General features: G+C 67.7%; 13 protein-coding genes, 1 tRNA gene and 1 pseudogene. 3 read left to right on the top strand and 12 right to left on the bottom strand.

Annotated features, from left to right (window positions below):
- Window positions 1-9: 9 nt before the first annotated feature.
- The gene (gene topA / locus AB0C30_RS02260; protein WP_357938675.1) at window positions 10-2,697 is read right to left on the bottom strand and encodes a type I DNA topoisomerase; all 2,688 of its coding nucleotides are present in this window, start codon (window positions 2,695-2,697) and stop codon (window positions 10-12) included.
- 191 nt (window positions 2,698-2,888) lie between these two features.
- Between topA and AB0C30_RS02255 the strand changes: the two genes are divergently transcribed.
- Complete coding sequence (locus AB0C30_RS02255; protein WP_357938673.1) at window positions 2,889-3,074, top strand: DUF5703 family protein; 186 nt, start codon at window positions 2,889-2,891, stop codon at window positions 3,072-3,074.
- Between the two features lie 98 nt (window positions 3,075-3,172).
- On the opposite strand, the gene AB0C30_RS02250 is transcribed toward AB0C30_RS02255, so the two are convergent.
- The 3 genes from AB0C30_RS02250 to AB0C30_RS02240 all read right to left on the bottom strand — a co-directional run bounded on the left by AB0C30_RS02250 (window position 3,173) and on the right by AB0C30_RS02240 (window position 7,416).
- Window positions 3,173-5,095 (bottom strand): chaplin family protein, encoded by a 1,923-nt coding sequence (locus AB0C30_RS02250; RefSeq protein WP_357938671.1) that lies wholly within the window; start codon window positions 5,093-5,095, stop codon window positions 3,173-3,175.
- 248 nt (window positions 5,096-5,343) lie between these two features.
- Complete coding sequence (locus tag AB0C30_RS02245) at window positions 5,344-6,021, bottom strand: hypothetical protein (protein ID WP_357939741.1); 678 nt, start codon at window positions 6,019-6,021, stop codon at window positions 5,344-5,346.
- Between the two features lie 123 nt (window positions 6,022-6,144).
- Entirely contained in the window at window positions 6,145-7,416 is a 1,272-nt protein-coding gene (locus AB0C30_RS02240; RefSeq protein ID WP_357938669.1) for a M20/M25/M40 family metallo-hydrolase, read from the bottom strand.
- A 130-nt stretch (window positions 7,417-7,546) separates the two neighbouring features.
- Here AB0C30_RS02240 and AB0C30_RS02235 point away from each other — a divergent pair.
- Window positions 7,547-7,632 (top strand) — tRNA-Leu (locus AB0C30_RS02235).
- 535 nt (window positions 7,633-8,167) lie between these two features.
- Here the strand turns inward: AB0C30_RS02235 and AB0C30_RS02230 are convergent.
- From AB0C30_RS02230 to AB0C30_RS02195, 8 genes and pseudogenes are all read right to left on the bottom strand, one after another.
- A pseudogene (locus AB0C30_RS02230) lies at window positions 8,168-9,286 on the bottom strand (recombinase family protein); the annotation flags it as partial.
- Window positions 9,287-9,294: 8 nt separating this feature from the next.
- Complete coding sequence (locus AB0C30_RS02225; RefSeq protein ID WP_357938667.1) at window positions 9,295-9,429, bottom strand: hypothetical protein; 135 nt, start codon at window positions 9,427-9,429, stop codon at window positions 9,295-9,297.
- The gene (locus tag AB0C30_RS02220; protein ID WP_357939739.1) at window positions 9,426-10,994 is read right to left on the bottom strand and encodes a replication initiator; all 1,569 of its coding nucleotides are present in this window, start codon (window positions 10,992-10,994) and stop codon (window positions 9,426-9,428) included. The genes AB0C30_RS02225 and AB0C30_RS02220 overlap by 4 nt, the downstream gene beginning before the upstream one ends.
- Before the next feature lie 38 nt (window positions 10,995-11,032).
- Window positions 11,033-11,188, bottom strand: coding sequence for a hypothetical protein (locus AB0C30_RS02215; RefSeq protein ID WP_357938665.1), 156 nt, complete (start codon window positions 11,186-11,188; stop codon window positions 11,033-11,035).
- Complete coding sequence (locus AB0C30_RS02210; protein ID WP_357938663.1) at window positions 11,181-11,381, bottom strand: hypothetical protein; 201 nt, start codon at window positions 11,379-11,381, stop codon at window positions 11,181-11,183. Before AB0C30_RS02210 ends, AB0C30_RS02215 begins: the two co-directional genes overlap by 8 nt.
- Window positions 11,378-12,805, bottom strand: coding sequence for an FtsK/SpoIIIE domain-containing protein (locus AB0C30_RS02205; RefSeq protein WP_357938662.1), 1,428 nt, complete (start codon window positions 12,803-12,805; stop codon window positions 11,378-11,380). The genes AB0C30_RS02210 and AB0C30_RS02205 overlap by 4 nt, the downstream gene beginning before the upstream one ends.
- An 84-nt stretch (window positions 12,806-12,889) precedes the next feature.
- Window positions 12,890-13,192 carry a hypothetical protein gene (locus AB0C30_RS02200; protein WP_357938660.1) on the bottom strand — a complete coding sequence of 101 codons (303 nt, stop codon included), beginning with the start codon at window positions 13,190-13,192 and terminating at the stop codon, window positions 12,890-12,892.
- Window positions 13,189-13,599: a plasmid replication, integration and excision activator gene (locus AB0C30_RS02195; RefSeq protein WP_357938658.1), complete on the bottom strand. Its 411-nt coding sequence runs from the start codon at window positions 13,597-13,599 to the stop codon at window positions 13,189-13,191. The genes AB0C30_RS02200 and AB0C30_RS02195 overlap by 4 nt, the downstream gene beginning before the upstream one ends.
- A gap of 236 nt (window positions 13,600-13,835) precedes the next feature.
- Between AB0C30_RS02195 and AB0C30_RS02190 the strand changes: the two genes are divergently transcribed.
- Window positions 13,836-14,309: a hypothetical protein gene (locus tag AB0C30_RS02190; RefSeq protein ID WP_357938656.1), complete on the top strand. Its 474-nt coding sequence runs from the start codon at window positions 13,836-13,838 to the stop codon at window positions 14,307-14,309.
- The last annotated feature ends 75 nt before the right edge of the window (window positions 14,310-14,384 follow it).

The following is a 14,384-nucleotide window of genomic DNA, read 5'->3' as shown; positions in this document are numbered from 1 at the left end:
CAATGCTACTTACGACTTGGCCGCCGGCTTCTTCGCGGGTGCCTTCTTGGCCGGCGCCTTCCGGGTCGTCGTCTTCTTCGGCGCCGGGGCCCGCTCACGCCGCTCGGCCAGCAGCTCCGCCGCCCGCTCGATCGTGATCTCCTCGACCGTGTCGCCCTTGCGCAGCGACGCGTTCGTCTCGCCATCGGTCACGTAGGGACCGAATCGCCCCTCCTTGACCACGACGGGCTTCTTGGAGTTGGGGTCCTCACCCAGCTCCCGCAGCGGCGGCGCGGCCGCCGCCCGGCCCCTGCCCCGCGGCTTGGGCTGGGAGAACAGCTCCTTGGCCTGCTCGATCGTGATCGTGAACAGGTCTTCCTCCGCGGCCAGCGACCGCGTTTCGGTGGCCTTCTTCAGGTAGGGGCCGAACTTCCCGTTGTACGCGACGACCTCCTCGCCCTCCAGCTCGCCGACGACCCGGGGGATCGACAGCAGCTTGAGCGCGTCCTCGAGCGTCACGGTGTCGAGCGACATCGACTTGAACAGCGAGCTCGTCCGCGGCTTCGCCGCGTCGGCCTTCTTGGTGCGCCGCTTCGGGGTCTCCTCCTCCTGCGTGGGCAGGATCTCGGTGACGTACGGGCCGAATCGCCCGTCCTTGGCGACGATCATGTGCCCGGTCACCGGGTCGGTCCCCATCTCGCGGTCGCCGGTGGGCCGCGAGAAGAGCTCCTCCGCCTTCTCGGCGGTCAGTTCGTCGGGCGTCATGTCCTCGGGCACGTTCACCCGAGCGCCGCCCCTGTCAAGGTATGGGCCATATCGCCCGACCCTGATGACGATGTCGGTGCCCTTGATCGGGAAGGAGCTGATCTCCTTGGCGTCGATGTCGCCGAGGTCGGTGACCATCTCCTTCAGGCCCTCGTCGCCGTCCTCGCCGTAGTAGAAGCGCTGCAGCTCCGGCACCCGCTCCGCCCGGTCGTTGGCGATGTCGTCGAGCACCTTCTCCATCTCGGCGGTGAAGTCGTAGTCGACCAGGTTGCCGAAATGCTGCTCCAGCAGGTTGACCACGGCGAACGCCAGGAAGGACGGCACCAGCGCGGTGCCCTTCTTGAACACGTAGCCACGGTCGAGGATCGTGCCGATGATCGAGGCGTACGTCGAAGGACGCCCGATCTCCCGATCCTCCATCTCCTTGACCAGCGAAGCCTCGGTGTAGCGGGCGGGCGGCTTGGTCGAGTGACCGGCCACGTCGAGCCGCGAGACGCTCAGCGCGTCGCCCTCGGTCAGGTTCGGCAGCCGCTTCTCGGAGTCGTCGCGGTCGGTCGAGGGATCGTCGGCACCCTCGACGTACGCCTTGAGGAAGCCGTAGAACGTGATCGTCCGGCCCGAGGCGCTGAACTCGACGTCCTCGCCAGTGGCCGACGCGCCGCGCACCTTGACCGTGACGGACTCGCCGACCGCGTCCTTCATCTGGGACGAGACGGTCCGCTGCCAGATCAGCTCGTACAGGCGGAACTGGTCACCGTTCAGCCCGGTCTCACCGGGAGTGCGGAACTCCTCCCCGGAAGGCCGGATCGCCTCGTGCGCCTCCTGCGCGCTCTTGACCTTGCTGGTGTAAACACGCGGCTTGTCGGGAACGTACGCAGAGCCGTACAGCTTGATCGCCTGGGAGCGCGCGGCCGCCACCGCCGTCTCCGACAGCGTGATGCTGTCGGTACGCATGTAGGTGATGAAGCCGTTTTCGTAGAGCCGCTGCGCCACCTGCATCGTGTACTTGGCGGAGAAGCCCAGTTTGCGGCTCGCCTCCTGCTGCAAAGTGGTCGTCCGGAAGGGAGCGTACGGCTTACGGGTGTACGGCTTGCGCTCGACGGACTTGACCGCGAACGACGAACCCTGGAGCCGGCCGGCCAGCTCACCGGCGGCGGCCTCCGACAGGTGGAGCACGTCGTTCGTCTTCAGCAGGCCGGTGGGGGCGAAGTCGCGCCCCTGGGCGACCCGCTTGCCGTCGACCGAGGTCAGCGTCGCGGTGAAGTCACGCGGACGCTCCTCGGCCTTGCCCGTGTCGAACAGCGCCTGCAGGTCCCAGTAATGGGCGGACGTGAACGCCATGCGCTCCCGCTCGCGCTCCACCACCAGCCTGGTCGCCACCGACTGCACCCGGCCCGCCGACAGCCGCGGCTTGACCTTCTTCCACAGGACCGGGCTGACCTCGTAGCCATAGAGCCGGTCGAGGATGCGCCTGGTCTCCTGGGCGTCGACGAGGCGCAGGTTCAGGTCGCGCGGATTGGCCACCGCGTCCCGGATGGCCTGTGGGGTGATCTCGTGGAAGACCATGCGGTGCACCGGCACCTTGGGCTTGAGCACCTCGCGCAGATGCCATGCGATGGCTTCGCCCTCGCGGTCCTCGTCAGTGGCCAGGTAGAGTTCGTCGGCATCCTTCAGCAGCTGCTTCAGCTTGCTGACCTGCGACCTCTTGTCGGGGTTGACGACGTACAGCGGCTCGAACTCATGCTCGACATTGACCCCGAGGCGCGCCCATGGCTCCCCCTTGTACTTCTCGGGGATGTCATCGGCTCGCTCCGGCAGATCGCGGATGTGGCCAATGCTGGACTCGACCATGTAGCCGGCACCGAGGTAGTCCCTGATCGTCTTCGCCTTGGCGGGCGACTCGACGATCACCAGACGGCGGGTTCCACCGGTGCTGCCGTTGTTGGCTGGCACGCTGCTTCCTACCTCACTGTTCGCTTGCAATTCCCCCTGCCGGGAGCCGGCACTGATCTGAAAGGTAACCCGACTCGCGGAATTTTCCTTCCCCCGGGACTACCCACTAGCTTCCGGACGCACCCACAAGCACGCAGAATAAGCCCCATCGAGCGGCATCGCGCCCTGACTCACCCTGGAGACTAATCGTTGTGCTCGACTACTCCTACATGGATATCTTCATTCCGCGCGATCTGTCCCGCGAAGCAGCACGTCAGCTGCTCACCGAACACGCGGAGTACGGTAAGTGGGAGCTCTCGCGCGTGCGCCTGCATCCTGACGGAAGCCGTCATGTACGGTTGCGCCGCAAGGTCATGCGCGTCCGTAGCACCCTGTGATCAGACATGGCTTTGCCCGCCCCGGGCCGCGCCCCCGGAACGGGCAAAGCGTCTTTCGCTACGCGCTCACCGGCTGTGAGCGGTAGACGTTCTTGTCCTTACTTCCGGCCGAGCCGGAAGCGGCGGGTGGCCGCGAACAGCGTGGCCGAGGCGGCGAACATCGCGCCCAGGACCAGCGCGAACAGCGAGCCGGTGGTCATCCCGGTGACGCCTGCGGGCTGAGCCGCGCTCATCAGCCCCAGGTCGCCGGTGGGCAGGCTGCTGGTCGCGAGCTTCACCGCACCACCGACAGGGGTGCCGGCGATCAGCGCGGTGGCCGGGGCCAGCGGCGACTGCGTGTCCTCGGCGCGGGCGGCGTGGGTGACCGGAGCCTTGCCGTTCTTGATGTGCTTGGCCGGGGTGACGTGCCTGACGGGGGTGGCGGGCCGGCCGGGCAGACCGGGCAGCTCGGGCAGGCCGAACAGCTCGTGCAGGTCACCGACCAGGGGCATGTCGCCGACGACCGGCAGCTCGGGCGAGCCGCCGCCACGCATCGGAGTGATGTTCCCCACGCCCCGCAGGCTGCCCAGGACCGGGACCGGGGGAAGCGCGGGAAGCACGCCAGCGGGCTTGGAGTCGGCGGCCTGGTGGGAGCTGTAGTGTCCGTAGGGGTGGTAGCCCTCGTGTCCCGGCTTGCCGACACTCGAGCCACCGAGGCACCCGGCCGCGGCGTCGCCGAGCACCGCCACGGCGTTGCCGCAGACGTTGACCGGCGCGGTGATCGGCGCGATCGCCTGGTTGCCGCCGAGCACGGAGCCCTTGCCGGACGTGGTGTTGCCACCCGCGCCCGAACCACCGTTCTTGACCACCGATGCGCCGCCCTTGCAGCGGGCCCCGGACAGCCCGAGCACGGCCACGGCGTTGCCGCAGACGTTGACCGGCGCGGTGATCGGCGCGACCACCTGGTTGCCGCCGAGCACAGAGCCCTTACCCGAGGTGTGGTTGCCCCCGGCGCCGCCCCTGCCACCGTTCTTGACCGAGGCGCCGCCCTTGCAGCCGGCGAACGCCTTGCCGATCACGGCCACCGCGTTGCCGCAGACGTTGACCGGCGCGGTGATCGGCGCGATCACCTGGTTGCCGCCGAGCACGGAGCCCTTGCCGGACGTGGTGTTGCCGCCGGGGCCGCCCTTGCCGGTGTTCTTGACCGAGGCGCCGCCCTTGCAGCCGGCGTGCGCGTTGCCGACGGCGTTGCCGCAGGCCACGATGGGCAGGTTGATCGGTGCGATGACCTGGTTGCCGCTGCCGACCCCGAAGCGCCCGTCGGTGTCGTTGCCCGTCGAGCCGTGACCGCCCCGGTAGTGGGTGTGCCCGCCGTTCTTGACCGTGGCGCCGCCCTTGCAGCCCGCGAACGCCTTGCCGATCACGGCCACCGCGTTGCCGCAGATGTTGATCGGGGCGCTGACCGGCGCGATGATCTGGTTGCCGCCGAGCACGGAGCCCTGGCCAGAGGTGTGGTTGCCCCCGGCCCCGCCCTTGCCGGCGTTCTTGACCGAGGCGCCGCCCTTGCAGCCCGCCTCAGACTTGCCGATCAGGGACAGGGCGTTGCCGCAGGCGTTGATCGGCGCGTTGATCGGCGCGTTGACCTGGTTGCCGCCGAGGATGCTTCCCTTGCCGGAGGTCTTGTTGGAGCTGCCGGCCTTGCCGGTGTTCTTGACCGAGGCGCCGCCCTTGCAGCCCGCCTCCGACTTGCCGAGCACGGCCAGGGCGTTGCCACAGGCGTTGATCGGCGCGTTGATCGGCGCGTTGACCTGGTTGCCGCCGAGGACGCTCCCGTCGCCGGAGGTCCTGTCGGAGGTGCCGCCCTTGCCGGTGTTGACGACGGTGGCGCCGCCCTGGGAACTCGCCTCGGACTTGCCCAGCACGGCGGCGGAGTTACCGCTGATGTCGATCGGCAGCGAGACCGGCAGGTTGACCTGGTTGCCACCGCCGACGGAAGAGTCGCCGGAGGTGTCGGCCAGCGCGGTGCCGCTGCCGAAGGACATGACGGCTACAGCTAGAAGAGCCGCGGGGGCCGAAGCCTTCGCCCACGTACGCATGATGAATGCTCCTACTTGGTTCATAGGGGGATACCTGACGGTTCGCGGGCAGCCGAGGGCATGCGAGGTCGCAGTGCGCCGCGCACAGCGGAGACCTCGGGGAATCGCGAACCAAGATGACTGACATGTCACCCGCTGGCGGAGGGGATCTAGCCGCGCTCCGCCGCCGTACTCATCGGAACCTGTGGCGGGGGTCAGTCAGGTGAGAAAGAAGGGTCATCCGCCGCTGTGCGGACGACCGGAGGAAGCACGGACGCCAAGGGGGCGCGCCGAGCCTCGATACGCGGGTCGAAGAAGGACCGCGCGATATCTCCCGTGCTTGGCCCGAACGGGCCGCTGCCACCGCCGCTGGGCACCAGACCATTGGTGTCCAGGATGTCGGTCGCAGGAGAAGCAGGCGGCAGGCCGGGATCGGACTGGCTGTTGAGCCCGTCGACCGTCCGCCCCGCCATCGCCTCGGCATTGTCCGACGCCGAGACCTTTCCGATCGCCTCGGCGTTGTCCCACGCCGAGACCTTTCCGATCATCTCGACGTTGTCCGACGCCGAGAGCCTTCCGTCAGCCGTGGGGAAACCGTCCGTGATGGACCCGGCGACGGTGTGAGAGGTGCCGGCTGCTGTGGCCGTCCCTGTCGCCGCGGTGGAATCCGCGGCCGCCGGAGCGGCGAAGAGCAGTCCGAAGAGAACGGCGAGCAGCCATCCCGCGGCCAGCAGAACGCCAGCCGCGACTACTCGTGCGATGACCTGGCGGGCGCCGGCCGCGAACCGCGCCATCCGGGCGGCCCGATCGGCGATCGCATCCTCCGCGAAGGTGATCACGGGCACGCGCCGGGAAGCGAGGGCGGGCATTGCCCGCCACCACCGCACCGGCATGCGTGCCACGTGAACCCTCCTTCAGAAGCACCAGGACCGACCTCACAATGTGAGGCCGGTCCGTGGACTCACCCCTCAACGATCCGTAACCGTAGCATCACTCAAGGTTGCCGCAAGGGGTTTTCAGCAGTGATCCAGGAAGCGGTCAAGCACCCGCACCCCAAACCTGAGCGAATCCACCGGCACCCGCTCGTCGACCCCATGGAACATCCCAGAGAAGTCCAGGTCCGCAGGCAATTTGAGCGGCGCGAACCCGTAGCCCCGGATTCCGAGCCTGCTGAACGACTTGAGGTCCGTCCCTCCGGACATCGTGTACGGCACGGCGCGCCCGGCCGGGTCCTCGGCCAGCAGCGCCTCCACCATGGCCGTCACCAGCGGCCCCTCGAAGCCGAACTCCAGCGCCACCTGGTGCTGCACGAACTCCCTCGTGACGTTGGGCCCGAGCAACTCGTCGACCGTGGCGAAGAACTCCTCCTCGAACCCCGGCAGGAACCGCCCGTCGATGGTCGCCGAGGCCGTCTGCGGCACCACGTTCGCCTTGTAACCGGCCTCCAGCATGGTCGGATTGACCGTGTTACGCAGCCCCGCGCCCAGCATCCTGGCCACCGGCCCCAGCTTGGCGATCGCGGCCTCGGCGTCGCCGCCGCCTATTTCCTCCAGGAACCTGGTCATGGTCGGCGTCAGCCGTACCGGCCACTCATACCGCCCCACGCGCGCCACGGCGTCGGCGAGCTCGGTCACGGCATTGTCCAGGTTGAGCATCGACCCGTGCCCGGCCCGGCCGTTCGCGGTCAGCCGCATCCACGCCATGCCCTTCTCCGCGGCCTCGATCAGGTAGAGCCGGTGATCCGCCCCGATCGACACGCTGAAGCCGCCGACCTCCCCGATCGCCTCCGTGACCCCCTCGAACACCTCCGGGTGCTCCTCGACCAGGAACTTCGCCCCGTACTCCCCACCCGCCTCCTCATCGGCGGTGAACATGAGCACCACGTCACGCTCGGGCCGGCGCCCCTCCCTGAGCCGCTGCCGCACGACCGCCAGGATCATCGCGTCCATGTCCTTCATGTCCACGGCCCCGCGCCCCCAGACGCACCCGTCGGCCACTTCCGCCGAGAGCGGATGATGCCGCCAGTCGCCCGCGTCGAACGGCACGACATCGAGATGCCCGTGCAACAGCAGCGCGTCACGGCCCGGATCGGTGCCCTCGATACGCGCGACGACGTTCGCCCGCCGATCGTCGCTCTCCAGGATCGTCACCTCGAGCCCTACCTCGGCGAGCTTCTCCGCGACGTACTCGGCCGCCGCCCTCTCCCCGGGCCCCGCGTTGTCGCTGGCGTTGGTCGAATCGATACGGATCAGATCACGGCACAGCTCGACGACCTCGTCCTCGGCCATGAAGGCTCCTTACGATCGGGTACGTATTGCCGTCTCATCCTCCCTCCGGAATCCTGGTATGACGCACCCCTCAGAGTTTGCTAACCTTACGGAGCCGACGCGGGATGACGGTCCCACGTGCAGGCACCAAGTCCGGGTGGCGGAATAGGCAGACGCGCTAGCTTGAGGTGCTAGTGCCCTTTGCGGGGCATGGGGGTTCAAGTCCCCCCTCGGACACACTCGATTCGCCTATGGAGTCCTGGTCAGACGTAGAGCTGACCAGGACTTTGCGCTTGCTGGGGTGATATACCAGCCGCAGCCCCAAGCTGCCGTACAACTGTGCCTTGCGCGTCGGTTCCGCCCGATCCAGCAGCCGCACCATCTCACCGGCCGCGTTCAGCTTTTCGGCCAGGTCCTCGCGGGTGAATCGCGCTCGTCGAGAAGGCGTCCGGCGGAGCCGCGCCTCAGCCTGAACCTTCTTGGCCTGTTCCTCCCGGATCCAGCCCGCCACCACGACGGGATCGGCGCCGGCCTCAAGGGCAGCCCGATGTTGAGCGAGCTTGCGATCACACTCTGCGATCGAACGTCTCGCGGAAGCGAACCCGCCATCGTCCACCAGACCGATGTGATGGGCGGCCACAAGCGCATCGAGGGTTGCGTCTATCCGGTGTGGGGCGAACAACCAAGCGAGCCAGTTATCCAGCCTTGGGACGATGGCATCTTCGCGAACATAGACGTTGCGAGGGTGATGCACCCGGTTGGCCAGGGCGTACTCCTCCGGGAACCTGCACCGGTAGTACGGCGCCTCGTTGACCCAGTTGCCCTGCATTCGTCTTTCGCAAGCGGCACAGAAGAGCAACCCACGCAGGATGTAAGGGTTGTTGGCCCGCTTGGGCCGTCGTCCGGTCTGGTGTCCGCCACGCCCTGCCAGCACCTCTTGAGCTTCCTCGAAATCCTCCGCGCTGACGATCGGCGGGTGCACCACCTCATCGGACCACACCCACTGATCGCGGGTGTTCCAGCGCAGCTTGCTCGCATGGCCCAGGGCCACGTCATCGACGTTGATGAGGACTTCGTCCTTGCGCTGCCGGTTCCACACCTGACGGCCGGTGTAGCGAGGGTTGAGGATGATCGCACGGACGGCGCTCTTGGCCCACGCCACACCGGAACGATGCCGATTTCGCTCCGGATCATGCGCCGCCGGGCTGAGGACGTCATCCGCCGTCAGTCCTTCGGCTATCGCGTAGAGCCCGCGCCCCTTCAGGTATTCGTGAAAGATCCTGGCGACGACTGGCGCGGCGATGGCGTCCAGCTCCAGACGGTGCAGGCGCTTGCCGTCCGCTGCCTTCGCCGGATTGGGATGCGGTCCCGCATCGACCAGGCGATAGCCGTACGGTGGACGCCCGCCGAGGAACCGGCCTTCCATCTGAGCCTGAGCTGACATGGCTGTGCGGACGCGGATCTTGATCCGATTCCGCTCCCCCTTGCTCATTCCACCGAACACGCTCATGACGAGGTCGTGAGCCTCGTTTGCCGGGTCGATGGGACCGCCAACCTCAGGTACCCACAGCGGGACGCCGAAGTGCTCGAAGATCGGGAAGGTCAGTCCGTACTGATTGCCGTAGAACGCTCGGTGTGGTTCGCCGATCACGACCGCATCGAAACCGCGGTCAGGGACCCGCAGTTCGGCCAGCAGCGCCGAGGCATGGGGACGACGCTGCCAAGGGATGGAACGCGACTTGTCCACGTCGAAGAACTCAGCGACGACCACTCCCCCACGTGGCTCGATGAGCGCACGAGAGCGAGTGAGCTGCCAGGCACGGGACGACGCGGGGTCTTGGTTGTCCTCCGTGGAAACCCGGCCGTAGAAGCCGAAACGAATGGTGTCCATGTCGCTCCTCATGCGGCATCGGCGTGGATGTTCTGGGACTCTTGCGCCTCCAGCAGGATCGCAAGCAACTCCGCCGCAGCGCTCGCGTTCAGCGTGGGAAGCCCAGGCGGGAGGACGACCACCAGTTCGTTGACTGCCTTCATGCCGCCCTCCCCTCAGTTGCCGAAAGATCTTGTTCTCCGGCTTCGGCTTGGAGCCGGACCATGTGGGCGCGCCAGCGTTGCCGTTCGGCGACCGACCGAAGAAGGCGTATGGCCAGCGGAGCCACGTTCGCATCACTGGCCGGGACGGGCTTCCAGATGTAGCGGTGTGGGTCTGTCGGCTGGTCGGTCTGGCCGAGGGCTTCCAGGACCCAGGTGCGGCGGTCTTGCTTGTGTTCGGCGAGGGTCTTGTTGGACCACTTGCGGGAGACCAGGACGCGGCGTCCTGCGTAGCCGAGGTGGTCGGGCTTGTGGGCCTTGCCCCGGCACCGGCCGGGAGTCATGCCGGGCTTGGCGCCCTTGGGCTGGACGCCGTAGCGCAGCCAGTTGGGGCAGGTCGGCGAGCAGGGCTCGAAGCGCAGCGCCTCAGCCATCCGTGCGGCGTGGTCGCGCTGGGCCTGGTCGTCGGGGTCGAGGCTGTCGCTGATCGACTTGGTGAGGTACTTGGACAGGTAGCGGATGCACTGGTCGGCGTCCGGAGTACCGGCGAGCATGCCTTGCACGTCCACCTGGACGCCGAAGCGGAGCACATGCAGGGGTTCGGCCGCCTCGTCGGTGTCGAGCTGGTCGAGTGCCCGATCCCAGGTGGGCAGCACCTCGCCCGTTACGGGGTCGAAGTAGCCTGTCCCGTCCTCCCATTCGGGCAGACGGTCACCGTCGAAGATCACCCGGTCAGCCGGCGGCCACCACACTTGGTGGTAGGTGGCGGCGGCTATCTGCTTGATCTCCGCTCTGGGGAGGGTGCCGCGGATGGCCATGTGCAGGTGCGGCGCGAGCCGCTTCTGAGGCTCTACGGCCGCGAAGTACTGCACGTCGTAGCCCGCGACGCGGCGCAGGTTCTGCACGAAGCGATCGACCAGCTTGGAGAAGTGCAGCGCGTCACGGGCGGCGCGGGCGTAGTCGTAGCTGTCCGGATCAACCGGAGTCCCGTTCTTGACCTTGCCGTAGGACGGGAGGGTGAGGGTGACGAACAGCGACGGCCGGTAGATCTTGCCGTCCGAGCTGGTGAAGGTCCGCCCGAGCGTCGTTGCCGCCATCTTGCGCTTGGGCAGGTCGGGGGCATCCTGTCGTCGCCGGGTCGAGCGGTTGCGCTTGGGGACGGTACGGCCGAGGACGTTGCCGCGCATACCCGCCGCGTTGATCTCCTCATCCAGACCCGAGATCAGTTCGTCAAGGTCAGCGGCGTCCTGACCCGCCTGGTCGGCCTGGTCGCGTTGAGCTTGGACGTCGGCGCGGAACTCCACCAGCCAGCGCTGTTCCTCGTTCGGCTCGTCCGGTGTGATGGCCGGTTCGGCCTCCAGGTGCCAGCCTTCCCGGCACTGGGCCATGCGCAGCTGCCGGTTGCGCTTGGCGCACGGCGCGCACTTGGCCTCCAGGGTGGCCCCGCACGGGACATCGACGATCTCCCAGTGCCCGGTGTGGGTGTCGAGCCGCTTGAGCGGGACGGGACGGATGCACACCCCGTACTGCTTGGCGACCTCTTCAGCCACGTCACGGGCCAGGGGCATGGCCAGCCGTTCGGCGCGAGGCAACGCGCGGTCGTAGGTCACAGGTCCTCCTCGTCGTGGTCGGGGTCGATGAGGGCTCCTTGGCCGCACTCGCGGCACTCGACCAGCCCCGCCGCCAGGTCCAGCCAGAGCGTGTTGTCGCTCAGGCAGGCCGAGCAGCGCAAGCCGTCGAGGAGGTAGGCGAGGTCACGCATGGTCGCTGCCCTCCGTCTCGGCCAGGTGGGCGCACAGCCGGTAGAGGCCCTGGTAGGGGTGGCGGCTGATGTGGGTGTGGAAGACCTCGAACGCTCGCACGTGGGGTAGGTCACGAACGGTGAGCATGACGAGGACTGAACGGCCTGCTACGAGCTCGATCTCTTCGGCGGTGCCGTGGAAGCAGACCTTCATCGGGGGTCCTCTCCGGCGGCGAAGGCGTCGGCCATGTCGCGGATGTCGGTGTCGGAGACATAGGCGGCGCGGACGCGGACCGGGTCGGGTGAGGTCTCCAGCCGGACGTAGCCGACACCAGCGCCCAATTCGGGGACGGGTGAGATGTGGTCGGCCAGGGCGCCCCGGTCGCGTGCGCCGTCGCCGAGGACCATGTCCACCTGTTCGGACTCGTCCAGCCGGAGTGCGATCTTGTCGGGGAACAGGTTGCGGATGTTCATGACCTCTTTGCGCGGGTCCTGGAGCGCTGCCAGGACGCCCACGCCCACCGCGCGGCCTTGTGTGGTGAGGGTGGCCAGGGCGGCGGAGATCCGGCGTCTCAGCTCTCTGTCGGACTGGTAGGCGGTCAGGAACGCCACTTCGTCGACCACCACCAGGACGAAGGGGTCATCGACCGTTGGGGTGTGGGAGCGCTGGAGGCCGGCGAAGCGGGCCGCGCGGTTCTGCATGACGGTCACGGCCTGGTCGAGCAGGTCGGCGCAGTCCTCAGGGGTGGCCGCGTACCGGGCGCCGAACAGGGAGCGTCCGTAGGACAGTTCCATCAGCTTGGGGTCCAGCGCCCAGATCTCGACCAGGCCCGCCCGGACGGCCGGGAGGAGCCCGCGGATCGTGGACCAGATGATCGAGCCCTTGCCCGCCCCGGTGGCGCCCGCGACCAGGACGTGAGTGCCGTGCACCTTGAGCAGCCACGGCCGCCCGTCCTCCTGCTTGCCGATCTCGACCGGCCCCACGGTCGGCGTGCCGGGAACAGGTAGCGCTGGGATGCGCTCGGCCAGCGGGTCATGGCGCGGGAAGGTCAAGGTGAGGCGACCGGCCCGCGTGAGCGCCACGCGGCAGGATGCCGCGCCGAAGCCCTGGGCGAGGTGGTCGAGGCGGTCGGCCCAGTCCTTGACCGACTGCCCTTTGAGCATGCGGACCGATACCAGGTCAGCCCACGGAGTGCAGGTGACCTTGCCGAGGTGGGGAAGATAGTCGCGGCCCCAGAGGTGCCTGCCAAGGCCGGAGACGATCATGACGGGTTGCCAGTGCCTGCGGTAGACCCAGACGAGCCGCCACCAGGCCAGCAGTCGCCGGCCGATCAGGCGGACGAAGCTGTTCCAGTTGGTCAGGGCCCAGGCCGCCAGACCTACCGGAACCGGTGTGGTGAGCAGGACCGCCGTCTGCCAGCCGTACAGCAGCGTGAGGACGCCGGGGGTGAGCGTCGCGAGCATGGCGACGGGGTGGCGCCACAGGAGCCGGACGAGTCCGGCGAGGAGACGCCAGGTGTAGATGATCAGGGTCAGGATGGCGGGGGTCCGGATGACGGCCGGGCGGAAGACGATGGCCGTGTCGGGGGTGGTGGTGACGAGGTTGCGTGTCTCGTCGCCAGGCAGCAGCTTGAACATATGCTGGGAACCTCTCGTGAGTGAGATCAGGGAGAACCGAGGGGCCGCCGGAAGTTGCCGCTTCCAGCGGCCCCGCCTTGTCTGTCAGGCCGCCGTCTGGTCGGTGACCGACTGCTCGATGTGCAAGCGCTCGCAGTCGGCCAGGTAGTGGGCAGCAGCGCTGTAGATGTCGCGAGCCAGGGCCAGATCGGCGTCGGTGACTGGCCCACCGCCCGTGGTGGAGACCGAAACGTCCGCCTCCGGCGTGCTGAACCCCAAGTACGGGCGACGCTCGTCAATCACGTGGGCGCGCACCCGCACCTCGTTGGTGTGGAAGGAGACGATGAGACGAGGAGTCTCCGCCGGAACGATCGACAGCGTGACGTAGGTGTACGGGCCGAGGCTCACGCCGCCGCCTCCTTACTGATCGAGGTCTGCTTGGTGCGCGGCGGGCGCATCCCCGTGGCGCGGATGGAGTAGGCCAGTCGCCCGGTCTGGCCGACGTACGGCGTGACGGTCATCCCGACGAACTCCACGGGAGTGATCGGGAGACCGGCCGCAGCGGGCGGCGCGGTTGGTTCGGTCGCGGACAGGATCTTGACCGCGACGGTCTTCTGTGACGCCTTGACGGTCGGGTCTCCGTCCATGACCGGGACCTGCCAGACCAGTTCACCGGTCGTCTTGTCCTTGGCGTAGACGGTCCTGCCGTTGGTCGAGGCGTCGAAGTCCTTGACCTGCTCGACCTGGCCCACGATGTAGCAGCCGTGTGGGAAGACCTGCTCGAAGCCGATCGGGATGGGTCCCTGGATTGCCATGTGGTTCCTCTCGATAGCGGGGAAGAGTGCTTATTCGCTCGTCCACTTGTCCGCATGAGTTGAGAGTACGTCCGGCAACTCGTCCGCACAAGTGGTTATCGCGGAGGGAAGGGGTAAGACTTAGCTAACCTTGAAGACACCCTCAAGCTCATACAGGCTGCCGGGCAGCGCCAGGCTCAATCGCCCGTTGTCGCGTCCGCTCTGCGCGAGTGCCGCCCAATGTCAGGATGTCGGACATGGATGCCTCGGACATGACAGCTGCCGCCTACGAGGTACATCGCCGATGGCGTGCCCGGGAGGCGCCTGACGGGGACTTCATCGTATTCGCCGATGGTTCTCTGTCAGTGATGCGCCTCATGCGCTTCTCCCAGCTCCACGGCCTACAGGCCGAGAAATGGCAGTGGGTGGAGCTCCTACGAGCCACCGCGTGGACGGCCAACGATTGGATGGACGTCGACTGTGTGCTCGCCTCGTGTACCTACGCCGATGGCCGCGCCTTGGCAGGAGAATCAGCTGCCCACGGCAGTATCGGCTGGGTTGCCCTCACACGAGACGATGACGAGGGCACCTTGGAATGGGTCGCGGTCTCCAGTGAGGCCGATCCGTTCGCCGAGGTCGCCTTGGATGCGACCACCGTGACGGCCATCACTACCGCAGGGCGTGTCTGGGCCTTCCCCCGGAACACTCCTCAGCAGGTGAAGATCACCTGAGATCCGCCCTATCCCTGGTGCCCGGTAACACCGACCGCCGAAGATGATCCTCTGGCTCACTGGCCCAGCGGATCA

The sequence above is a fragment of the Nonomuraea sp. NPDC048901 genome (assembly GCF_040649695.1).
In the GTDB taxonomy this organism is placed as follows: domain Bacteria; phylum Actinomycetota; class Actinomycetes; order Streptosporangiales; family Streptosporangiaceae; genus Nonomuraea.
This window is presented reverse-complemented; position numbering and strand designations above follow the sequence as displayed.